Source organism: Sphingomonas sediminicola (assembly GCF_049991885.1).
Lineage (GTDB): Bacteria > Pseudomonadota > Alphaproteobacteria > Sphingomonadales > Sphingomonadaceae > Sphingomicrobium > Sphingomicrobium sediminicola.
Map to the genome: position 1 here is coordinate 896,782 of NZ_CP178916.1, position 22,102 is coordinate 918,883.

General features: G+C 63.0%; 20 protein-coding genes. 11 read left to right on the forward strand and 9 right to left on the reverse strand.

Annotated elements, in window-relative coordinates:
- Positions 1-13: 13 nt before the first annotated feature.
- Entirely contained in the window at positions 14-649 is a 636-nt protein-coding gene (locus ACMC5O_RS04725) for a hypothetical protein (RefSeq protein ID WP_426693340.1), read from the reverse strand.
- Positions 650-752: 103 nt separating this feature from the next.
- Between ACMC5O_RS04725 and ACMC5O_RS04730 the strand changes: the two genes are divergently transcribed.
- Both ACMC5O_RS04730 and recG read left to right on the forward strand, forming a co-directional pair.
- Complete coding sequence (locus ACMC5O_RS04730; RefSeq protein ID WP_426693341.1) at positions 753-1,646, forward strand: LysR family transcriptional regulator; 894 nt, start codon at positions 753-755, stop codon at positions 1,644-1,646.
- Entirely contained in the window at positions 1,646-3,706 is a 2,061-nt protein-coding gene (recG, locus tag ACMC5O_RS04735) for an ATP-dependent DNA helicase RecG (protein ID WP_426693342.1), read from the forward strand. Before ACMC5O_RS04730 ends, recG begins: the two co-directional genes overlap by 1 nt.
- Here the strand turns inward: recG and tyrS are convergent.
- Positions 3,703-4,926 carry a tyrosine--tRNA ligase gene (gene tyrS / locus ACMC5O_RS04740; RefSeq protein ID WP_187709700.1) on the reverse strand — a complete coding sequence of 408 codons (1,224 nt, stop codon included), beginning with the start codon at positions 4,924-4,926 and terminating at the stop codon, positions 3,703-3,705. The genes recG and tyrS overlap by 4 nt on opposite strands.
- Positions 4,927-4,972: 46 nt before the next feature.
- Here tyrS and ACMC5O_RS04745 point away from each other — a divergent pair, with 46 nt between their 5' ends.
- The 3 genes from ACMC5O_RS04745 (at position 4,973) to ACMC5O_RS04755 (ending at position 8,189) form a co-directional block, all read left to right on the forward strand.
- A complete protein-coding gene (locus ACMC5O_RS04745) occupies positions 4,973-5,509 on the forward strand; it encodes a DOMON-like domain-containing protein (RefSeq protein WP_187709699.1) in 537 nt (178 codons plus the stop codon).
- A gap of 9 nt (positions 5,510-5,518) precedes the next feature.
- A complete protein-coding gene (locus ACMC5O_RS04750; protein ID WP_187709698.1) occupies positions 5,519-6,715 on the forward strand; it encodes an exo-beta-N-acetylmuramidase NamZ family protein in 1,197 nt (398 codons plus the stop codon).
- A 76-nt stretch (positions 6,716-6,791) separates the two neighbouring features.
- The gene (locus tag ACMC5O_RS04755; protein ID WP_187709697.1) at positions 6,792-8,189 is read left to right on the forward strand and encodes a methyl-accepting chemotaxis protein; all 1,398 of its coding nucleotides are present in this window, start codon (positions 6,792-6,794) and stop codon (positions 8,187-8,189) included.
- A 67-nt stretch (positions 8,190-8,256) separates the two neighbouring features.
- Here the strand turns inward: ACMC5O_RS04755 and ACMC5O_RS04760 are convergent, their stop codons facing one another.
- Positions 8,257-8,928, reverse strand: a complete 672-nt coding sequence (locus ACMC5O_RS04760; RefSeq protein WP_246444530.1) for a DUF6975 family protein — start codon at positions 8,926-8,928, stop codon at positions 8,257-8,259.
- A gap of 103 nt (positions 8,929-9,031) precedes the next feature.
- Positions 9,032-9,358, reverse strand: coding sequence for a PspC domain-containing protein (locus ACMC5O_RS04765; protein WP_187709696.1), 327 nt, complete (start codon positions 9,356-9,358; stop codon positions 9,032-9,034).
- A 264-nt stretch (positions 9,359-9,622) separates the two neighbouring features.
- Between ACMC5O_RS04765 and ACMC5O_RS04770 the strand changes: the two genes are divergently transcribed.
- Positions 9,623-10,075 carry a pyridoxamine 5'-phosphate oxidase family protein gene (locus tag ACMC5O_RS04770; RefSeq protein ID WP_187709695.1) on the forward strand — a complete coding sequence of 151 codons (453 nt, stop codon included), beginning with the start codon at positions 9,623-9,625 and terminating at the stop codon, positions 10,073-10,075.
- 223 nt (positions 10,076-10,298) lie between these two features.
- Positions 10,299-10,814: a GNAT family N-acetyltransferase gene (locus ACMC5O_RS04775; protein WP_187709694.1), complete on the forward strand. Its 516-nt coding sequence runs from the start codon at positions 10,299-10,301 to the stop codon at positions 10,812-10,814.
- 185 nt (positions 10,815-10,999) lie between these two features.
- Here the strand turns inward: ACMC5O_RS04775 and ACMC5O_RS04780 are convergent, their stop codons facing one another.
- Both ACMC5O_RS04780 and ACMC5O_RS04785 read right to left on the reverse strand, forming a co-directional pair.
- Positions 11,000-11,413: a hypothetical protein gene (locus ACMC5O_RS04780; protein WP_426693343.1), complete on the reverse strand. Its 414-nt coding sequence runs from the start codon at positions 11,411-11,413 to the stop codon at positions 11,000-11,002.
- A gap of 122 nt (positions 11,414-11,535) precedes the next feature.
- Positions 11,536-12,186 carry a hypothetical protein gene (locus ACMC5O_RS04785; protein ID WP_426693344.1) on the reverse strand — a complete coding sequence of 217 codons (651 nt, stop codon included), beginning with the start codon at positions 12,184-12,186 and terminating at the stop codon, positions 11,536-11,538.
- A 427-nt stretch (positions 12,187-12,613) separates the two neighbouring features.
- Between ACMC5O_RS04785 and ACMC5O_RS04790 the strand changes: the two genes are divergently transcribed.
- Positions 12,614-14,068 (forward strand): ATPase domain-containing protein, encoded by a 1,455-nt coding sequence (locus tag ACMC5O_RS04790; protein ID WP_187709891.1) that lies wholly within the window; start codon positions 12,614-12,616, stop codon positions 14,066-14,068.
- Complete coding sequence (locus ACMC5O_RS04795) at positions 14,065-15,732, forward strand: ATP-binding protein (RefSeq protein ID WP_222949947.1); 1,668 nt, start codon at positions 14,065-14,067, stop codon at positions 15,730-15,732. Before ACMC5O_RS04790 ends, ACMC5O_RS04795 begins: the two co-directional genes overlap by 4 nt.
- 3 nt (positions 15,733-15,735) lie before the next feature.
- Here ACMC5O_RS04795 and rpoD read toward each other — a convergent pair whose 3' ends face one another.
- Positions 15,736-17,787 carry an RNA polymerase sigma factor RpoD gene (gene rpoD, locus ACMC5O_RS04800; protein WP_187709691.1) on the reverse strand — a complete coding sequence of 684 codons (2,052 nt, stop codon included), beginning with the start codon at positions 17,785-17,787 and terminating at the stop codon, positions 15,736-15,738.
- A 12-nt stretch (positions 17,788-17,799) separates the two neighbouring features.
- Positions 17,800-19,656 carry a DNA primase gene (gene dnaG, locus ACMC5O_RS04805; protein ID WP_187709690.1) on the reverse strand — a complete coding sequence of 619 codons (1,857 nt, stop codon included), beginning with the start codon at positions 19,654-19,656 and terminating at the stop codon, positions 17,800-17,802.
- Positions 19,657-19,888: 232 nt separating this feature from the next.
- Between dnaG and ACMC5O_RS04810 the strand changes: the two genes are divergently transcribed.
- Complete coding sequence (locus ACMC5O_RS04810; protein WP_187709689.1) at positions 19,889-20,266, forward strand: hypothetical protein; 378 nt, start codon at positions 19,889-19,891, stop codon at positions 20,264-20,266.
- Between the two features lie 52 nt (positions 20,267-20,318).
- Here ACMC5O_RS04810 and ACMC5O_RS04815 read toward each other — a convergent pair whose 3' ends face one another.
- The gene (locus tag ACMC5O_RS04815) at positions 20,319-20,771 is read right to left on the reverse strand and encodes a GatB/YqeY domain-containing protein (protein WP_187709688.1); all 453 of its coding nucleotides are present in this window, start codon (positions 20,769-20,771) and stop codon (positions 20,319-20,321) included.
- 145 nt (positions 20,772-20,916) lie between these two features.
- Here ACMC5O_RS04815 and carA point away from each other — a divergent pair, with 145 nt between their 5' ends.
- The gene (gene carA, locus ACMC5O_RS04820; protein WP_426693345.1) at positions 20,917-22,086 is read left to right on the forward strand and encodes a glutamine-hydrolyzing carbamoyl-phosphate synthase small subunit; all 1,170 of its coding nucleotides are present in this window, start codon (positions 20,917-20,919) and stop codon (positions 22,084-22,086) included.
- Positions 22,087-22,102: the final 16 nt, after the last annotated feature.

The window sequence follows — 22,102 nt, forward strand, 5'->3', positions numbered from 1 at the left end:
CCCCCCACGCAATTTACATGTTCATTCCAGCCATCTGGTGCGTCTGCTTGTGCGCCTTGCAGCTGACGTTCGGATTGAATTGCGCGAATATCCCGCTCGGGTTCTCGCGATAGAGCCAGACGTGGCGGTCGTAATGGGGCTCGAACATGTGGGCCTCGTCGATCTTGGTGGCAGGGTCATCCTGCATCGTGTCCCATTCGACGCCGTGGAAGCTCGGCGGCTTTGTATTACCGGCGGCATGCCAGGACTTCCGGAAGACCAAGTTCTCGACGGCGACCAGCTGGAGCGAACCATCGGCATGAGGTTCGTAGATGAGGATCGCGGGCTTGTTGAAGTCGGTGTGCGTCCCGTTGCCGTTGACTCGCGGGTTGGGCGGCGCAGAGATTCCCAGCATGTCGGGCCGGAAGAAATGGATGCCCATGGCCCCGAGGCTTGCGGGCCGGCCCATCATCTCCGCTGAGTCGCAGGTGTCCGACGGATCGCGGATATAACCTTCCGCCAAAGCGACCTTCACATCCTTGAAGCGCTCGGTGGCCGCCCGAACCTGGTCCAGCGTGGGCTCGGCAGGAATTGCCGTGGTCCCGGGCGGATTCGCTAATAGCAAGGCGCTCGCGGACACAGCCGCGAGGCCAATCGCAACTTTCAACATATTGGTGATGCTCCCTTTTGCGAGGGCGCGGCTACGCCTCGACAAGTCGTTGCTCAATCGAAATGCTTGCAAGGGGCTATGCAGATGTGAATAGCTGTCGGCGGTGTTCTCGTGGGACGATATCGGCGTGTTTCTCGCGCTCTATCGGGAGCGAACGACCGGCCGCGCCGCAAACGCCCGGGGAGTTAGCCAGCCGACGATCGTCCGGCGCATTGCTGCTCTCGAGAATGACCTCGGCCTAGCGTTGTTCGAGCGCAGTCCTACGGGCCTGATGCCCACTGATGCCGCGCACGGCTTGTATGCATCCGCGCAGCGCATCGAGCGGTCGGTTTGCGAGTTCACCGCCGAGGTGGACGGGCTCACCGGCGCTGAAGTGAATCTGATCCGGCTGACGTTCCTCGATCATTTCGAGCAATTGTTGATTCCGGTTCTACGCGACTTCCGATCCCGATGGCCACGTGTCCAGACGCAGCTCCTTGCAAGCGATCACATCTACGATCTTGCACGGGGCGAAGCCGACATTGGGGTTCGCGGACGCGACCGGCCGACCAGCGACGAACTGATTGTCCGCCAGCTGCCGCCGAGCGGATGGACAATCTACGCTTCGGCCCACTCTTCGGCAGAGGAGCGGCCGCGCGCCCCCGCGGACGTTGCCGGACATCCGATTGCGCTGGTCGGGGGCGTCCCCGCGACCCTCCCGGTCTATCTGTGGCTTGAAGAGTTTGCGTCGTCTGGTCCTCCTCCCGCGCGGTGCAACAATTATCGGGCGATCAAATCGCTTGTCGCTTCCGGATCGGTTTTGTCGGCGCTGCCCTGCACAATCGGGGATGGCGATTCGGATCTGGTTCGGTGCTTTCCTCCACTCGAAGAATGGGATGTGCCGATTTATCTTATCGGACGGCGTGCGATCCTGCGTCGGCCTCCGGCGCGCGATCTGTTCGATTCGATCGCCGCGCATTTCGATCGCCATCCGGAACTGCTGATGGGCGTGCGCTGATGCGGCCCGACGTTCTCAATCCACTATTCGCAGAGGTGGATACGCTGCCGGGCGTCGGCCCGCAGGTCGCGAAACTCCTCAAGCGTCTCGACATCACACGTGTCGTGGACCTCCTCTATCACCTGCCGACCGGCGTGATCGAGCGAGTCAGGGCACGAGCGGCAACCGGCAACCTGCTCGGATGCAATGTCATCCTCGATCTAACGCCCTTCCAGACGCGCGAGCCACGGTCGGGCAGGGGACCGATGCGCGTGTTCGCATCGGACGCGGACGGTAACTCGATCAGTCTCATTTACTTCAACAATCCCGGCTGGGCGAAGAAGAGCCTGCCGATGGGTGAAAAGAGGACGGTCGCCGGAAAGCTCGAAGCCTACGGTGACGAATGGCAGATCATCCACCCCGAAGTGCTTACGGCGGATAAGGGCTCGGAGCTTTCGATCCGCGAGCCCGTCTATGGCCTGACCGAAGGGCTGACGAACAAGCGCCTTCGCGAATTGGCCGTGATGGCCTTGGAGCGTGCCCCGGAGCTGCCCGAGTGGATCGAGCCGAGCCTTGCCGCTCGCGAGGCTTGGCGGCCGTGGCGCGCGGCGATCGCCGAAGCGCATCGCGATCCGGGGACGGACGATCCGCGCCGGCGCCTCGCCTATGACGAAGTGTTCGCCAATCAGCTCGCTCTCCTGCTTCTTCGGCAGGCCTCCCGGCGCAACCGCGGAGTCGCACTTGCAGGAGACGGGAAGCTAATCGGCAAACTCAAGCTGCCGTACCATCTGACGGGCGCGCAACGGCGCGTGGTCGAGGAGATCCGTGGCGACATGGCGCAGACCGCGCCGATGCTGCGGCTCCTCCAGGGCGACGTCGGCTCGGGCAAGACGCTGGTGGCGCTAATGTCGATGCTGACCGCTATCGAATCCGGCGCTCAGGCCGCCTTGCTCGCCCCGACAGAGATTCTCGCGCGCCAGCATCATGCGACGTTGTTGAAGCAACTCGACAGCATCGGCGTGCGTGTCGCGATCCTGACCGGGCGGGAGAAGGGGAAGGCGCGGGAGTCCGTCCTGATGGGCCTCGCCGACGGTTCGATCGACATCCTCGTCGGCACGCACGCGATCTTCCAGGAGAAGGTCGGTTACAAGAATCTCGGGCTCGCGATCATCGATGAACAGCATCGCTTCGGCGTGTCGCAGCGCCTGTTGCTTGCCTCGAAAGCAGAAAAGCCTCCGCACTTGCTGGTCATGACTGCCACGCCGATCCCGCGGACCCTGACGCTCACCCAATATGGCGAGATGGACGTCAGCCGGATCGACGAAATGCCGCCGGGCCGCACCCCCGTCGAAACGCGCGTGATCAGCGAAGAGAGACTCAGCGAGGTGGTCGATGGTCTGGGGCGCCATCACGCACTTGGCGGCCAGGCTTATTGGGTCTGCCCGCTGGTCGAGGAAAGTGAGAAGAGCGACGCCGCGGCAGCCGAAGAACGGGCCCGCATACTCCGCCTGCGCTTCGGCGACGACAAGGTTGGGCTCGTCCACGGGCGCATGAAAGGCCCGGAGAAAGACGCGGTCATGGCCCGTTTTGCTGCCAATGAGCTTGCCGTCTTGGTCGCCACGACCGTGATCGAGGTGGGCGTCGATGTGCCCAATGCGACCTTGATGATTGTAGAGGGGGCCGAGCGCTTTGGCCTTGCCCAGCTGCACCAGCTTCGCGGGCGCGTCGGACGTGGTACGGGCAAGAGCACCTGTCTGCTTATCCGCGGTCAGAATCTCACTGAGGTAGGACGCGCCCGGCTAGGCCTGATGCGAGAGACCAGTGATGGCTTCCGCATCGCCGAGGAAGATTTGCGCCTGCGCGGTCCGGGAGAAATCCTTGGTACCCGCCAGTCGGGCGAAGTCGCTTTCCGGGTAGCAACGGCTCAAGACGTCGAGGAACTCGCCCAGATTGCGCAGGACGATGCGCTTATCTTGCTCGACCGCGACGGAGGCCTTGCTGGGCCTCGGGGACAAGCCGCGCGGATTTGCCTTTACCTGTTCGAGCGAGATCAAGCGGTCGGCCTGATCAGGAGCGGTTAGCGCACCAGAAGCGCGTGCCGCTTCTTGCCCAGGCTGAGCTTCACCGGCTCGCCTCCGACTTCGACGACCAGCGCGGCATCCGACACGGCCTCGTCGTTCAGCCGCACTGCGCCCTCGGCGATCTTGCGGCGGGCTTCCTTGTTCGATGGCGTGAAGCCAAGCTGAGTCAGTGCATGGGCGAGGCTGACTCCTTCGCCGACCGACAGTGTTGGCAGGTTATCGCCGCTACCACCCTGCTCAAAGGTTGCGCGCGCCGTATCAGTCGCTGCCGATGCAGCCTCGCGGCCATGCAGCATCGCGGTCGCCTCGGTAGCCAGCACAATCTTCGCCTCGTTGATCCCGGCGCCCGGTAAAGCCTCAAGTCGCTCGACTTCTTCGAGCGGGAGGTCGGTGAAAAGCCGCAGGAATTTGCCGACGCTGGAATCGTCCGTGTTCCGCCAGAACTGCCAGTAATCGTAGGCGCTCAGCTGTTCCTCGTTGAGCCAGACGGCGCCCTGCGCGGTCTTCCCCATCTTCGAGCCGTCAGGGTTGGTGATCAGGGGCGTCGTCACACCGAACACCTCCGTGCCCTCGATGCGGCGCGTGAGCTCGATACCGTTGACGATATTGCCCCACTGGTCCGACCCGCCGAGCTGCAGCCGCAAGCCGTGACGCCGCGACAGCTCCAGGAAGTCGTAGGCCTGGAGGATCATGTAATTGAATTCGAGGAAGGTGAGCGGCTGCTCGCGATCAAGGCGCAGGCGGACGCTGTCGAACGTCAGCATGCGATTGATGGTAAAGTGCCGGCCGACATCGCGAAGGAAGGGGACGTACTCGAGCTTGCTCAGCCAGTCGTCGTTGTTGACCATCACCGCGTCCGTCGGGCCCTCACCGAAGGTCAGGAAGCGCTCGAATACGCGTCGGATGCCGGCGATGTTCGCGTCGATCTCCGCATCGGTGAGAAGCTTGCGGCTCTCGTCCTTGCCGGTCGGATCGCCGACCTTGGTCGTTCCGCCGCCCATCAGCACGATCGGCTTGTGACCGGCCTGCTGCATGCGGCGGAGTATCATGATCTGGACAAGGCTGCCGACGTGAAGGCTCGGCGCGGTCGCGTCGAAGCCGATGTAGCCGGTCACGATCTCCTTCGACGCCAGGGCATCGAGACCTTCGGCGTCAGTCAGCTGGTGAATGTATCCGCGCTCGTCGAGCAGCTTTAGGAGAGAGGAACGGAACTCGGTCATGCTCGCCGCTTAGCGTGATGCTCTCCGTCCTGCTACTGTGGGCGCAATGCAGCTGAACCTCATTCCGCATCCGGACACGCCGCCTTCGCAGCCCGACTTCAAGGTGTGGGCGAGTGTCGATCATGCAGGGGCTTTCGGCGCGACGGCGACGACCAACATCTGGTTCGGGGTCGGTGCGCCTGCATCGCGTTTCGCCATTCCAGCGGCCGAGGAGCCGTCTCGAGCCGATGAGCTATGGAAGACCACCTGCTTCGAAATCTTCCTGCAAGAGGCAGGCTCGGACGCCTATCAGGAGTGGAATTTCGCCCCGTCCGGAGACTGGGCCGCCTATCGCTTTTCAAATCACCGCGAAGACATGACCGAGTTTGAGGTGAGCGCCCCGCCTTACATCCGCATGGAGGACAATCTGACATGGTGGACGCTCGGCGCGACCATTGCGGTCGAAGCCGGCAAGAGCTGGGAGTTCAATCTCACTGCGGTCCTTGAGGAAAAGGATGGGACCAAATCCTACTGGGCGGTGGCCCATGCGCCGGACAAGCCGGATTTCCATCATCCCGATTGCTTCGTCGCCAAGCTCCCTTAAGCAGCCTTCATGAGCCTGTTTGGAATCGATCGCCTCTTGGCGGACCCGGAATTGCGACGCCCGCTCGAAGGACAGCGCGTCGCGCTGCTCGCGCACCCGGCCTCTGTCACCAAGGACCTGACGCACAGTATCGACGCCTTGTTCGCGGCGGGATTGAAGGTTTCGTCCGTCTTCGGCCCGCAGCATGGCGTCCGCGGCGACCTCCAGGACAATATGATGGAGTCGCCCGACTTCACCGATCCGACCTACGGTATCCCGGTATTCAGCCTGTATGGCGAGGTTCGCCGTCCGACCGGCCAATCGATGAGCACCTTCGACACGATCCTCATCGACCTGCAGGACCTGGGCTGCCGAATCTACACCTACGTCACGACGTTGCTTTACGTGCTCGAAGCTGCAGCCGAGCACGGAAAGAGTGTCTGGGTTCTCGACCGCCCCAATCCCGCAGGCAGGCCGATCGAAGGGTTGATCCTGCGATCGGGCTGGGAAAGTTTCGTCGGCGCCGCTGAGATCCCGATGCGTCATGGGCTGACGCTTGGTGAATTGGGCGCCTGGTTCATCGATTGCTTCAAGCTGGATGTCGATTATCGCGTGATCGAAATGGCCGACTGGCAACCTGAAGGCCCGGGCTTCGGCTGGCCGCAGGAGCGCGTCTGGATCAACCCGAGCCCCAACGCCGCCAACCTCAACATGGCGCGCGCCTATGCGGGCACGGTGATGCTCGAAGGCACGACGCTTAGTGAAGGCAGGGGCACAACGCGCCCGCTGGAAATTTTCGGTGCGCCGGACATCGATGCGGGCAAGGTCATCGCTGAGATGCACGCCCTTGCACCGCGCTGGCTCGAAGGCTGCAAGCTGCGCGAAATCTGGTTCGAGCCGACCTTCCACAAGCATGTCGGAACGCTGTGCAACGGCGTGCACATCCACGCCGAAGGGCCCTTCTACGATCACACTTATTTCAAGCCGTGGCGGCTGCAGGCGCTCGCCTTCAAGGTAATCCGCAATCTCAATCCGGATTACGAGCTATGGCGCGATTTCCCCTACGAGTATGAGTTCGACAAGCTCGCCATCGACGTGATCAACGGCTCGCCATTGCTCCGCGAATGGGTCGAGGATCCGAACGGGACGCCGGACGATCTCGACGCAATCACACTCCCCGACGAACGTGCTTGGAATGAACAGAGGCGCGCCTTTCTTCGCTACTGAATGGCGTGGTTAACGAAAGAGTAGGGGCTTCGCTCTATCCCGCTCACGAAGGAATTCGTTGGAGCGCACGCGGGTCATGGCCACACACGGTATCGAGGAAGTCACTGAGAACGCGATCCGCAGCGTTGCGCGGGACTGTGGCTCCCTGTCGATGGAATGCAGTGACGTCGCCGGTTACGTCAGGGATGTCGGGACCCGCATTACCGAGCATCTCAGCATGCTCGACCAGCTCGAAGAGGTAACAACCCGCCTTCTTGGCGACCAGGCGCGCGTTTCGGATTCGACCGACGAGGCCCGGCTCTTGTCCGAGCAGGCCCGCGCCAAGCTCGAGGCCGGCCGCGAAGCCATCGACGGGACGATCGCCGGTTTCAAGGGTCTGACCGATCTCGTCGTCCAGCTTGGCGAGCGCATGGCAGGCTTCGCGTCGGCCATGAACCAGGTTCAGACGGTCTCCTCCACCATCGAGACGATTGCCCGCAAGACGAACATGCTCGCGCTCAACGCGACGATCGAGGCTGCCCGCGCCGGTGATGCCGGCCGCAGCTTCGCGGTCGTTGCCGCCGAGGTGAAAAAGCTCGCGCACGACACACGCGCCGCCACCAGCCAGATCGCATCGACGATCGGCGAGTTGACCCGAGAGGCGGGAGCCGTCACCACCGAGATCAAGACCGGCGTCGAACGCAGCCGTGCAGCCCAGTCAGGCTTCGGCCAGATCAGCGAGACCGTCCGCGAGGTCGCCGAGATCGTTACGATGGTCGACCGCCAGACCGAGGGCATCGCGCACTCGACCAGCATGATCCAGACCAGCGTCGACCGCGTGAAGGCCGGGCTGACCGACTTTGCCGGCGATGCACGCAACAATGGCAGCCAGTTGCTCCAGGCGCAGAAGCGTCTCGAGCACCTCGAAATGCTGTCGAACACGATGCTCGACACGCTCGCCAATTCGGGCGCGGAGATCGACGACACGCCGTTCATCCTGAAAGCTCAGGAAACGATGCGCGCCATCCAGGCGGTTATCGAGCGCGGTCTCGAAAGTGGCGAGATCACCTTGGATGACGTGTTCGATCGCCAATATCGGTTGATCGAGGGATCGAATCCCGAGCAGTATGACAATCGTTTCTGCGACTATGCGGACCGCTATGTTCGGCCGATCCTGGACCGGGTGAAGGGTGGAGACGAGCGCCTGATCGGTTCCGCGATCACCGATGTGAACGGCTATTTGCCGACGCACCTCACGGAGCGCAGTCATGTTCCAGGTCCGGATCCGCTCTGGAACGATGCGCACTGCCGCAACAAGCGCATCATGATGGACGATACGACCGCCGCGGCGATCGTGAGCGAGAAGCCTGCGATGCTCGCGACCTATCGCATGGAGCTTGGCGAGAAGTTCATCCCGGTGAAGAACGTGTTCGTTCCGCTGTGGATCAAGGGCCGCCGCTGGGGCAATTACGAGCTCGCTTACCGCGACGACTGATCGTCGCTTCCGAGATTATGAACTGAAGATAACGTGGGCATCTGCTTCGTAGCAGGGGCCCGTTCTCTTAATAATCGCCGCGGGCTTCGGCGCGGGCCTCGAGCAGGTCGAACAGGCCGCGGTGCTGGAGCAGAAGCTGCTCGCCGCCGAATCCAAGCGCTCGCTCGCTGGCCATCGTGTCGGAGGCAGCTTCGATCACCGCCACGACCGATGCTTCGTCCGGCAGCGCGGGCGCCGGGGAATCGACGCCGGCTCGAGCAGCGGCACGATCCAGCAGGCGGCGGATGGGCCACCAATCGCCGACTAGCGCAGCGGCAGCACCAAGTGCGCATCCACGGCGCTCGGAAGTTGCGAGGATCTCCAGCGCATTGCGTTGAGCGTTCATGGCCGCTTCGGTCTCGGCGGCGCCAGGGGTGCTCGGCAGCGGCCCGACCGCGGAGGTCAGCCGGACAAGGAACAGGCGTTCACGCTCGAAACCTTCGGCGGCGCGGGCTAGCCAGTCGCGGGCCGGCCCTGCTTCGGCAATTTGGTGCGCGAGTTCGACGAGACTGGGTGGGCTGCCATGCAAACCACAGAGCAAGTGCACTGAATCGGCGATGTCGCGCGCCGTGTTCGTGCCGGAACCTTCGAGAAGGGCATTCAGATAGCGATGGCGTGACGATCCATCCGCGGCGACGCGCGCGAGGTGCGCTTCGGCTACGCTGACCGCTGAACGGCCGACGGACCGATTGATCGCCATTCTGTTCCCCTCATCACGCGGAGCGAAAGCCCTAGTCCGTGGACCCTAGCCCAAGGGCGTAAAGAGGAGGTTTATGCGGCGTTAGATTGGCGGAAAGGACCGGTCAGGCGGCGATCAGCTCCCGCTCGGGCTGAGAATGGAACTCGACGTGCGCCGGCAGTTCGACGATTCCGGCATCCTCGACCGTCGCTTCGGCATACTGGGGCTTCGGGAAGACAAGGTGGGACACGCCGACGATGAGGCCGAGGCCGACATAGGCGCCGATCATCAGGGCAGGACCGAAAAAGAGTAGGCCGATCAGGCCGATGCGAAGGAAGATCGGGTTGAAACCCAGATGATCGCCGACCGCCTGGCAGATCCCGAACAGACGCTCAGGCTGGCCCGGCTCGGAATTGTCGACTTCGTTGGCGGCGTACTGAGTGTCGTGCATCGAACTTTCCTTATTGCGTGTGGCCATCGGCCTTTCTTGATGCACTGGAATAAGCAAGGCGCATGCCAGAGCTGGAAAATGGCCGTTTAACGGGATTTTCATTAGAATGATGAGCAACTGAGGACGTCCTCGTCACGGGCTGCAGCCCCAATGTTGGGAAAATCCACGAACCTTGGTGCGGGGCCTACGGGCTTTCTGCCGTAAGCCGGACCGTCTGCCGCCATTCCTGCGTTTGACCGTCAACAAACAGACAGGAGCATGGATATGGCCGACCTAAGCCTGACCGACATTTCCGAGAAAATGCGCGACATCGATTTCGCGGTGCTTTCGACCCGCACGGACGGCGGCGCGGTCGCGGGTCGGCCGATGAGCAATAACCGCCAGGTCGATTATGACGGCGACAGCTTCTTTTTCACCTGTGAAGACTCACGGACGGTAAGCGACATTCGCCGCGATCCGAATGTCGGGCTGACTTACCAGGCGAAGTCCGGAATGCTTGGGATGAAGCCCTTCTTTATCACTGTCGAAGGCCGGGCAGAGCTGATCCAGGACAAAGCGGAGTTCGCCGAGCATTGGACGAAGGACCTCGACGCCTGGTTCAAGCAGGGCATCGACACCCGAGGTCTTACGCTCATCAAGGTTGTCGCGGAGCGTCTGCACTATTGGGATGGTTATGATTCCGGTGAGATCGCGCTGAAGGAGCGGGCCACTGCCTGATCTGGGGAGAGTGGAAGCCCTGCCTCTGGGGAAGGCGAAGGGTCGGGCAGGGCTTCCCTGACGCTGTGTCCACTGGTCCTGACCTCGCAAGGGGAGGAGCGTTATCAGGACAGAATTCGATATTTACTCTTCCAGCCTTAAGCCTGTCCGAAGGATGACGGTTAACGGCTTGGTCAATTCCTCACGTTGATGAAGTCAGGATGCGGTGCAACCAACCGCCGCCATGATCCGCGATGTGACAGAGGAAGACGCAGAAGCGATCGCCGCAATCTATGCGCACCACGTTGCTCATGGCACAGCATCGTACGACATTGGTGCTCCATCAGTAGACGAGACTAGTGCGAAGATCCGCCGCATCATCGGTGCGAGCTGGCCGTTCATTGTCGCCGATGAGGGTGGGTCCGTCGTCGCCTATGCCTACGTCACGCAATTTCGCGACCGGGCGGCATATGCCTGGACTTGCGAGGACAGCATTTATGTCCATCCGGATTGGCAGGGCCGTGGAATTGGAAAAGGGCTGCTGCAGGAGCTTCTGCGGAGGGCGGAGGCTTTTGGCTTCCGGCAGATGGCCGCGGTGATCGGCGGAGCGGAGCCGGCATCGATCCGGCTTCATGCTGGCTGCGGCTTCCGTGAAGTCGGCAGGCTGCATGCGGTTGGCTGGAAGCATGGGCGTTGGCTCGACAGCGTCTACATGCAGATCGCGCTCGGGGAAGGGTCGAGCGAGCCGCCGAATATCTGATCTGGGAGGAGGTGGAAGCCCTGCCCTCTGGGGAAGGCGAAGGGTGGGGCAGGGCTTCTCTAGTCGTTCCGGCAGAGCCGCTCCAAAAAACGCCGGGGCAACGCTGCTGAGGACCTTATTTACCGGTCACCGCTTAAGCTGGTACCAAAGCAATTGGTTACCGAAATCCTCATATTTCGACTGGCTTATCGGGCCTGGACGCGGACGAGAGGACGGGTCCAGCCGCGGCGGATCGGCGAATATTTCAGGCGCACGGTCTCGATGTCCCCGCGGTTGCCGGCGAGGTCGATGTTGCGAGTGCAGGCGCCAGCGCCGATGCGCTGGCGGACGCGGACGTCCTGATGCCCGCCATTCTCGAAGCGGACGTCGAAGTCGCGCATGACGATCGGTGCGTTGAAGACGCACAGGCGAACCTGGCGATAAAGGGCATGGCCCTGGACGGAAATCCGGTCGGTGTCGACGCCCCCGCTGACGGTCTTGTAGCCGATGGTGCGCCAGGAGGAGCCGCCGTGATGGCGCTGCTGTGCATCGGCGGGGACGGCGGCGACCATTCCTGCGGCGCCGAGGGCCAGGGCGGACATCAGGACATATGTTCTCATTATCTGATCCCTCCTTCGGATCTTGACGGTGAGAACGGACCTGAGTCCCGAAGCGTTGCACGGCCTGACGGCTCGCTCGCGTCGGCCCGTCCTATGTGAACGCCAGCGAAACGAAGGCTGAATCACTGCTGGATGATGGTCGTTTCGTAGTCGATGCGGATCTGCACCCACTCGCCGATCAGCTCCTTCCCATTCTTGCGGGGCGGCCTTACCCGGAACTGCCAGGCGGCCTGCCGGACCGCGCTCGCCAGGTGAGAGCCGCGCGGCGACTGGCCCAGCTCGATGCAGTCATCGACACGGTTCTGCGGAAGGGTTCTGCAGGCGATCAGGCCGTAACCATCCGGAGCGTTGCGGGGGAGGTAACCGCGAAGCTCGGCGGAGGTCGGTTCGCGAGCCCATTCGGCGGCGTAGAGTACTTCGCCGTTCGGGCCACGGCCGACCGTCCGCGAATCGCCGGCACCGCCCGAGCCCGATCCGGAGCCCACGGCCTTCGGAAGCCGAGTGATTTCCGCCGCCGCCAGTTCTTCCTTGGTCATTGGAATGAGGTCGAGTGGGCGTTCATCGGGGATGGGGGGCTTGATCGGAAGGACGTGGGGTAGGCGGGGACGGGGCGGGGTGATTTGCGCCGTGGGTTTCGGCCTCTCCGCCTTCTCGGCTTTGCTCGACGCTCCGCTCGATTCGGGCACGAGGTTCACGATCAGTGCGTCGGATGGCTTCAGTGGCGGGCCAGAGCGCAGGGCGCCGATCCCCAGCAATACGATGATGAGCACCACGTTGATCGCGACCGCGAGCGCGATTCCGGACGCGCGGCGTCGAAGCGGCGTCTCGTCATACGCGGAGCGGAGGCGATAGGTGGACAGGATCTGGTCTTGGTTTCAGCGTCGCGAAGAACGCCACTAGCCCGAGCGAAGTTGAACCGCGAGTGAAAGTCGCTCGGGCGAGCAGAATGGCGGTTGATTTCCTAAGCCGCGCCGCGAGCACGCATGCGGAGCGCGCGTTCTTCGCGGGGAGTTGGGGACGCCAGCATGCGCGTCACGGCTTTCTTAAGCGCCGTGTCGACCCGCGTGACATCATCTGCTCGATCGTGCGCCCGGCGAAACGAATTGCGGGTGTGGGGGTTGTATGTGGTCAAAGGGTTGATCCCGAAACGAGAATTGGAGACGTCACTTGGCGGAGGCCGAGCAGAAAGCCCAATTGGGCGTGCAGGGACTGGACGATATCACCGCGGGAGGCCTTTCCCGAGGCCGCTTGTTCCTGCTGGAAGGAAGCCCGGGCACGGGCAAGACGACGATTGCCACGCAATTCCTCATGGCCGGCGCCGCCGCCGGGGAAAGCGCGCTCTACATCACTTTGTCCGAAACGGAGGACGAGCTTCGCGCCAGCGCCGCGTCGCACGGGTGGTCGCTGGAGGGCATCGACATCTTCGAGCTGGTGCCGCCTGAGAGCCTGCTCGACGAGGACCAGCAGCAGAGCCTGCTTTATTCCTCCGACCTGGAACTTGGTGAGACGACCAAGCGCATTTTCGAATCGTTCGAGAATGTGAAGCCGAAGCGGGTGGTTCTCGACAGCCTGTCGGAGATTCGCCTGCTGGCGCAATCCTCGCTTCGGTATCGCCGCCAGATCCTGGCGCTGAAGCATTATTTCGCCCGAAGCGGCGCGACCGTGCTGATGCTCGACGACCTTTCGAGCGAGGCCAACGACCGCACGATGCACAGCGTCGCGCATGGCGTCATCCGCCTGGAGGAGCTCTCGCCCGAATATGGAGCGGAACGCCGCCGGCTTCGCGTCATCAAGTATCGCGGACAAAGGTATCGCGGCGGCAATCACGACTTCGTCATCGACACCGGCGGGGTGCGCGTGTTCCCACGGCTGGTGTCGTCGGAGCATCGCCGGCCATTCAAGCGCGAGGTTGTCCCGAGCAGGTCCGCGGAGCTGAATGCGCTGCTGGGCGGCGGCGTGGAGCGCGGCTCCAGCACGCTGATCCTGGGCCCGGCCGGCACCGGGAAGTCCCTGCTGGCGCTCAATTTCGTCGTCGGCGCGTTGAGCCGCGGCGAGCGGGCCGCGATGTTCGTGTTCGACGAGGAACTCGGGCTGTTGTTCGAACGCGCCAAAGGGCTCGGGATCGACCTTCAGGCAATGGTCGACAGCGAGCGGCTGTTGATCGAGCAGGTGGATGCGGCGGAGTTGACGCCGGGCGAGCTTTCCGAGCGCGTTCGGTACTGCGTCGAAGACAGCGGCGCGCGAACCGTCGTCATCGACAGCCTCAACGGATACCAGGCGGCGATGCCGGAGGAGCAGTCGCTCATCCTGCACATGCACGAGCTGCTCCAGTATCTGAACCGCAAGGGCGCCTCGACATTCCTGACCGTGGCCCAGCATGGGCTGGTCGGCGACATGAAGTCGCCGGTCGATGTGACCTACCTCGCCGACACGGTCATCCTGCTTCGCTATTTCGAAGCGCGCGGGCGGGTTCGGCGCGCCATCTCGGTAATCAAGAAGCGCACGAGCGCCCACGAAGATACGATCCGCGAATATCGCATCGGCAGCGAGGGAATCACACTGGGTGAGCCACTGATGAACTTTCAGGGCGTGCTTCGCGGCGTCCCTGAGCTCGTCGGCAAAGGGGAATCGTTGCTCGAGCCCGCTACAGTATGATTCCACACCTCTCGGAACGAGCTCTGATACTGGCTCCGCAGGGGCGTGATGCTGCGGTAGCGGCCGCGATGCTGCACGAGGCTCGATTGCGAAGCCAGATCGTCGGCGACCTCGGCGAACTGATCGCCAATCTGGATGCCGGCGCCGGTTTCGCAATCGTAACGGAGGAGGCGTTGGCTGGTTCGCCTCTTCATGGCCTGTCTGACTGGATCGCGGGTCAGGAGGAATGGTCCGACTTTCCGTTCGTCCTGTTGACGCGGCGCGGTGGCGGGCTCGAGCGAAACCCGTCGGCCGCCCGCTATCTGGAGTTGCTGGGCAACGCCACGTTCCTGGAGCGGCCGTTCCACCCGACGACTCTGGTCAGCCTGGCCCAGTCCGCACTCAGGGGGCGGCGCAGGCAATATGAAGCGCGTGCAAGGCTCAAGGAGCTCAATGACCTGGCCAAGGATTTGGAGCGCCGGGTCGAGGAACGCACGGCCGAGCATGAAGCGGCCGTGGCCCAGCTGCATGAAGTGCAGAAGCTGGAAACCTTGGGCCAGTTGACGGGCGGAGTGGCGCACGACTTCAACAATCTGCTCACTCCGATCACCGGCGCCCTCGATATTCTTCACAAGCAATATGGCGATACGGACCCTCGCTCGGCGAGGCTTCTTGGCAATGCGCTGAAAGCGGCGGACCGGGCCAAGACGCTTGTTCAACGGTTGCTTGGCTTTGCGCGGCGTCAGACGCTGCAGACCGAGGCGGTGGACATCGTTCGTCTGATCACGGGAATGCGCGACCTTATTGCGAGCTCAATCGGTCCGACCATTGAAATTCGTTTCGAGCATGAGGCTGAGCTTCCGGGCGCCGTCGTCGACCCGAACCAGCTCGAACTCGCGATCCTGAACCTTTGCGTGAACGCGCGTGACGCCATGCCCGACGGCGGCCATCTTACGATCGCTCTTCGACAGGAGTCTGTGCGCGCAGGCGAAGTCCCCATGCTGGCGCCAGGCGATTATGTTCGGCTGTCGGTCATCGACGACGGTTGCGGCATGTCCGGCGACACGCTCGCCCGCGCGATCGAGCCGTTCTATTCTACCAAGGAGGTTGGACGAGGGACCGGGCTCGGCTTGTCGATGGTTCATGGTCTTGCCGCCCAGCTGGGTGGTGGATTTTCCATCTCCAGCGAACTGGGCGAGGGGACGTCCGTCGATCTCTACTTCCCGATCGCGGCCGAGCAGGCCTCCGAGACGGATATTCCCTCCGCCGGCACGTCGCGACCCAGCCAGCGCAAGCTGTCGGTACTCCTCGTCGACGACGAGGATCTCGTCCGGTTTGCAACGGCGGAAATGGTTCGTGAGCTCGGCCACAGGGTGACCGACGTTGGAAGCGGCGTCGAAGCCTTGGAGCAACTCCGTCAGGGTCTGGAAGTCGACGTCGTGATTACTGACTACAAAATGCCGCGGATGGATGGAGCCCAGCTTGCGCAGCAAATCGGCGAGACGCGTCCATCGGTCCCAGTCCTGATCATCACCGGTTACACGGGTGTAAGCGGCGACGCCCTGAACCTGCCGCGGCTGGCGAAGCCCTTTGGCCAAGCCGAGATTGCGGCCGCGCTGGCAAACCTTACCGCCGGAGACGAGAAGGTCGTTCGGTTTCCGACGCGCGCCAAGACAGGCGCCTAGCGGCTACTGGTCCAGGAAGCTCCGCATCTTCCGCGAGCGGCTTGGATGCTTCAGCTTGCGCAGCGCCTTCGCCTCGATCTGACGGATACGTTCGCGGGTCACGCTGAACTGCTGCCCGACTTCCTCCAGCGTGTGATCGGTGTTCATGCCGATGCCGAAACGCATGCGCAGCACGCGCTCTTCGCGTGGGGTGAGTGATGCGAGGACTCGCGTCACCGTTTCCTTGAGGTTCGACTGGATCGCCGCGTCCACCGGGATGACGGCGTTCTTGTCCTCGATGAAATCGCCGAGGTGGCTGTCTTCCTCGTCGCCGATCGGCGTTTCGAGGCTGATCGGCTCCTTGGCGATCTTCATCACCTTGCGGACCTTTTCGAGCGGCATCGAAAGGCGTTCGGCGAGTTCCTCCGGTGTCGCTTCGCGGCCGGTCTCGTGCAGGAACTGGCGGCCCGTGCGGACGAGCTTGTTGATCGTCTCGATCATGTGGACCGGGATGCGGATGGTCCGCGCCTGGTCGGCGATCGAGCGGGTGATCGCCTGCCGGATCCACCAGGTGGCGTAGGTCGAGAATTTGTAGCCGCGGCGGTACTCGAACTTGTCGACCGCCTTCATCAGGCCAATGTTGCCTTCCTGGATGAGGTCCAGGAACTGCAGGCCGCGGTTCGTGTACTTCTTGGCGATGGAAATCACGAGGCGGAGGTTGGCCTCGACCATCTCCTTCTTCGCGATGCGGGCCTCGCGCTCGCCCTTCTGCACCATGTTCACGATGCGGCGGTATTCGGGGAGCGAGGTGCCGACGGCCTGCGCGATTTCGCTGATGTCGGTGCGGATACGCTCGGCGCTTTCGCGCTCGGCGGTTGCGAAGGCCGCGAACTTCTTGTCGATTCCGGCGGCGCGGTCGAGCCAGCTGTCGTCGAGCTCATTGCCCGTATAGCTGTCGAGGAAAGCGCGGCGCGGCACGCGATGCCGCTCGGCAAGGCGCAGCATCTGTCCGCCCAGTGCCATTAGGCGGCGGTTGTAGCTGTAGAGCTGCTCGACGAGGAACTCGATCTTCGCGTTGTGGAACTGGACGCTCTCGACCTCGGCGGTAAGCTGCTCGCGGAGCTTTTGGTACTTCTTCTCATCGGCGGGCGGGAATTCCGAGCCGCTCTGAAGCGCATCAAGGCGCGCGGCCTGGAGCTTCGAGAACTTCTTGAAGAGCGAGGTGATGGTCGCGAACTTCTCCAGCGCCTGTGGCTTGAGCTGCTCCTCCATCTGGGCGAGCGACAGGGCGTTTTCGTCGTCTTCCTCTTCGACCTGCGGCTTGGTGCGGCGGTCGACCATGTCCTCGTCGTCTTCGTTGGTCCCGGCCTCGGGCTCATCGGCGACCTCGTCCTCTTCCTTGATGGACGGGCCGGCGGTCTTCTCGCTTATTTCGCCCTCGGCTCCGCCTTCATCGCCTTCCTCGCTTTGCGCGATCTGCTCGGCGGTCGGGCCCTTCGACAGCATGGCTTCGAGATCCATAATCTCGCGCAGCTGCATGCGGCCCTCGTTGAGGGCGTTCGACCAATCAATGATGGCGTTGAAGGTCATGGGGCTTTCGCAAAGGCCCCAGATCATGATGTCGCGGCCCGCCTCGATGCGCTTGGCGATGGCAATCTCGCCCTCACGGGAGAGGAGTTCCACTGCACCCATCTCGCGAAGGTACATGCGGACGGGGTCGTCGGTGCGGTCGGTAGGTTCCTTCTTAGTCGCGGCGGCAGGGCGCGGGCCGCCGTCGTCGAGGGGATCGACCTCGTCTTCGGTCGTGTCCTCTTCCTGCTTGTCCTCTTCGTCGTCCGAGGCTTCCTCATTCTCGACGACGTTGATGCCCATGTCGTTGATCGCGGACATGATATCCTCGATCTGCTCCGAGGACATCTGGTCCTGGGGCAAAGCTTCGTTCAGCTCGTCGATGGTGATGAACCCGCGCTTCTTCGCACGGGCGATCATCTTCTTGATCGACGCGTCGTTGAGATCGATCAGCGGTGCATCGCCGCTGTCCTGGGTCTCGGTTTCTACTGCTTCGTTTTTCGCCATGTGTGCCGCCGCTTAGTCACTGCCGGCGAGAGACGCCAGCCGCTCCTTGATTTCCTCACGTTTCGAGTGCAGCCGACGCTGCTCCTCGAACGCATCCTCTTCGCCTTCCTTCAAACGCTCGGTCGCGGCTTTCAGGGCCGCACCTATCTCCCCGTCCGCCATCAACGCATCGATCGCGGTCCCGAGGTCGCGTACGGCCCGGTCTGGATCCGTGTCGCTGCGGGTGAAGGAAAAAGCCATTGTTCCGGTTCGGCGCGCTTTCTCGAGGTCGGCCGCCGCTCCACTGTCGCGCAATATGGTAGCAAGTGCCTCCCGATCAAGCATTTCGCCGGAAACGGCTGCATCGACCAGCCGGTCGCGTATCCGTGCGAGGGTCGCCTCGCCGATCGGAAGGGAGGCCAGTTGCTCGCAATGATGCTCCAGCGCCTCCGGAAAATTAACAAAACCGAGGACCAGGGCGCGGGCCATGGTTCGGTCGATGCCAGTCGCTGCAATGGCGCGTACGGCAGGGCCCGCGGGAGGCTTGGGCGGTACCCAGCGCGCGCCGCGCTGGTTTGGCTGGCCAGAATATCTGGACTGAAACTCGCGGCGCGGCTGGAATTGCGGGCGGGCGGGTGTGACCTCATCGTGGAATCGCCGAAGCCACTCTTCGCGGTAGAGGCGGGCAAGCGCCTGGTCGCCGATCGCCTGAGAATGCTCGATCAGGCGCTGGCGGAGACCGGCTCGGGCCTCGGGCGTCGTCAGCGGCTGCGCCTGGAGCTCGTGGCGCCAGAGGCGGTCGACCAGCGGCTCGGGTTCGGCAAACAGGGCTTCCAATGCCTCGCGGCCGCCGTTGTTGACGACGTCGTCCGGGTCCTGGCCCGCCGGAAGCTCGACGAACCGCAGGGTCCGTTCAGGGCCGAGGTGGGGAAGGGCGCGGGTTGCTGCGCGGATGGCGGCCTTCTGGCCTGCGCTGTCGCCATCGAAGCAGAGGATCGGGTTCGGATCGAGCCGCCACATCCGCTCGAGCTGGTGCTCGGTGACGGCGGTGCCGTTGGGCGCCACGGCCTCGGCGATGCCGGCTCGGTCGAGGGCGATCACGTCCATGTAGCCCTCGACGACGATCAGGCGCTTCGCCGAACGGGTCGCCGGGCTGGCGAGATCAAGGTTGTAGAGGGTGCGGCCCTTGTCGAAGAGCGGTGTGTCGGGGGAGTTGAGGTACTTGGGCTCGCCGGCGCCCAGGATGCGGCCGCCAAATGCGATCACCCGACCACGGGCGTCGCGGATCGGGATCATGATCCGGCCGCGGAAGCGGTCGTAGGTCTCGCCCTCGTCATTCTTGACGAGCATGCCCGTCTCGACGAGCTTGTCCTCGCCGAGGCTCGATAGTCCGGTCTTGAGCTTGTTTCGTCCCTCAGGCGCTAGACCGATGCCGAAGCGGGCGACGGTTGCTGGGCCGATGCCGCGGTTTTTCAAATATTCGCGGGCCTCTGCGCCTTCGATCCCGGCGAGTTGCTCGGCGAACCATTTCTGGCACGACGCCATGACGTCAGTCAGCGTTGAGGTGCGCTCGGATCGTTCGCGTGCTTGTGGGTCGGGGGCAGGGACTTCGAGCCCGGCCTTGCCCGCAAGCTCCTTCACCGCATCCATGAAGGGCAAGCCCCGCGCATCGGTCAGGAAGCGGATCGCGTCGCCATGCGCGCCGCATCCGAAGCAGTGATAGAAGCCCTTTTCGTCGTTGATCGTGAAGCTGGGCGTCTTCTCATTGTGGAAGGGGCAGCAGGCTTTCCATTCGCGGCCAGCGCGGATCAGCTTCACCGACGGCGAGATAACCGCCGACAGCAAGGTCCGGGCACGAAGCTCGTCGAGGAAGGCGGGACTTAAGCTCATTGGGCGACCGGATTTTCTCGCATCCGACTCGGCGCGCGGCAAGCGCATGAAGGCGATTTATCCACAGATGAGGTGGGCCGATTTTGCAGGTGAAGATTTGACCATGCCCGCAAGGGACGGAATCGACGGGATTATTTCTCCTGCGGAATGAGCGGAAATAGGGTTAATCTCTTCTTTGTTCCGAAGTGCAGCGGTGGGGAGCCGCTGCGCGGAACGAATTGGAGGGGTTACCATGATGAACAAGGTCGGCGGGCTTGCCCGCGCAATCTACATCGTCCTCGCGATCGTGGCTGGATTTGTCGCCATGGGTGGGTTGAATGTTGCGTTGATACTTGTCGTCCTCGGCCTGATCGCCGGACTCTCGATGCCCAGGGAAAGATTGGTGCTTGCCATGGTGGCGGTCGTCGCACTGCCGATCATAGGCACGGCGCTTTCGACGATCCCGGCCATCGGCGCCCAACTCAGTGCCGTGATGGGCAATCTCCAAATGGGTATCGCCGGCGCAGCCGCCACCGCACTTGCCATGCTGATGTATGAACTCGTCATGGAAGGGGTGATGGGCCTAACCGGCAGCGCCGCCGCAAGCGGAACTGCCGCAACCGCAAGATAATCTTCGAACATTTTGAGAGGCTCCGCCGCTTACCGCGGCGGGGCCTTCTTCGTCAGACCAGTGCAGTCCTGACCATTGCGCTGGCCCGCGCCGGATCGATCTGGCCGGCGAGACGCGATTTCACCTCGCTCATGACCTTCCCCATGTCCTTCATGCCCGAGGCGCCGGTCTCGGCGATGATCGTCTGGATCGCCGCGCTCGCTTCCTCGTCGCTCATCTGCTTGGGCAGGAAGCGCTCGATAACCGCGATTTCGGCCTCTTCGGTCGCGGCGAGCTCCTCGCGGTTGCCTTTGCGGTAGAGGTCTGCGGATTCGCGGCGCTGCTTGATCATTTTCTGGAGCACGTCGGTGACGACCAGGTCGTCGTCCGTGGTGGCAGTGGAAGTCCGAAGCTCGATGTCGCGGTTCTTGATAGCCGACTGGATGAGGCGGATCGTGCCCGTCGCGGCCTTGTCGCCACCTTTCATCGCCGTGACCAATGCCGCCTTGATTTCGTCGCGAATCATGCTCGCCCTGTGCCCTTTGGTGGAAAGGACAGCCCGTAACGCGGAAATTCGCGATTTTACAGCGTTGACCTCAAGTCCGCTGGGGCCTAGCGGCAGTGTCTTAGCGACATCGCTGCAAACTCTTTGACGGAAGGCTTTCCCGCCCATGGCCGACGCTCGACCCTTGTCCGCGCCTCAACCGAAAGGCGCGACGGGAGTCGTGGTCTTCGCCGATGGCCGGGTCGTGTGGGGCAAGGGCTTCGGGGTCGAGGGCGAAGCCGTCGGCGAGCTATGCTTCAACACCGCCATGACCGGCTACCAGGAAGTGATGACCGATCCTTCCTACGCGAAGCAGGTCATCGCCTTCACCTTCCCGCACATCGGCAATGTCGGCGCCAACGACGAGGACGTCGAGGCAGGGGAAGCGCACGCGCTCGGCTGCCTGGTGCGCGAGGTGGTCACCGAGCCGAGCAATTACCGGGCGAACCAGGGTTTTTCCGACTGGATGCGGAAGTGGGGCCGGATCGGCATTTCCGGAGTCGATACACGGGCGCTGACGAAGCTCGTCCGTGAAGAGGGGCCGCCCACGGTCACGATCGCGTACAACGCTACTGGCGAGTTCGACCTGGAGCGGCTTCAGAAGATGGCGGCGGATTGGCCGGGTCTGGAAGGCATGGATCTGGCGAAGGACGTCAGTCGGCTTCAGGTCGAGCGCTGGACCGGCGGCAAGTGGGTCTGGGGCGAGGGCTATGAAATGGGTGGGGACGATGACGAGCGTCCGCACGTTGTCGCCGTCGACTATGGCTCCAAACGCAACATTTTCCGCAACCTGGTCGAGGCCGGCGCGCGGGTTACGGTGGTACCGGCGAGTGCGTCATTCAACGAGGTCATGTCGCACAATCCGGACGGCTTCTTCTTGTCGAACGGGCCTGGCGATCCGGCGGCGACGGGCGAATATGCGGTGCCGGTGATCCGCAAGATGCTGGAAACCGGCAAGCCGCTGTTCGGTATCTGTCTTGGTCACCAGATGCTTGCGCTCGCGGTCGGCGGCAAGACCAGCAAGATGTTTCAGGGCCACCGCGGCGCGAACCATCCGGTGAAGCGGCTCGAGGACGGTCAGGTCGAGATCACCAGCATGAACCACGGGTTCGCAGTCGAGCGTGAAGGCCTGCCGGACAATGTGCGCGAGACGCACGTCTCGCTGTTCGACAACAGCAATTGCGGAATTGAACTGAAGGACCGCCCGGTGTTCAGCGTGCAATATCACCCAGAGGCAAGCCCGGGGCCGCAGGACAGTTTCTACCTGTTCAAGAAGTTCGTCGGGGCCATGAAGTGAGGATGGCGGCTCTCGT